A 209-nucleotide genomic window follows, 5' to 3' on the forward strand; every position below is an offset into this window, starting at 1 on the left:
GGACAGAGGAGACAGGTGGTGCATGGTTGTCGTCAGCTCGTGTCGTGAGATGTTGGGTTAAGTCCCGCAACGAGCGCAACCCTTATATTTAGTTGCCAGCATTTCGGGTGGGCACTCTAGATAGACTGCCGGTGACAAACCGGAGGAAGGTGGGGATGACGTCAAATCATCATGCCCCTTATGACCTGGGCTACACACGTACTACAATG

At 53.1% G+C, this 209-nt stretch carries 1 rRNA gene; it reads left to right on the plus strand.

The features are described 5' to 3' along the window. Positions 1 to 209, plus strand: a 16S ribosomal RNA gene (locus EL84_RS00005); the annotation flags it as partial.

It is taken from the genome of Paenibacillus sp. VT-400, assembly GCF_001029205.1.
GTDB lineage: Bacteria > Bacillota > Bacilli > Paenibacillales > Paenibacillaceae > Paenibacillus > Paenibacillus amylolyticus.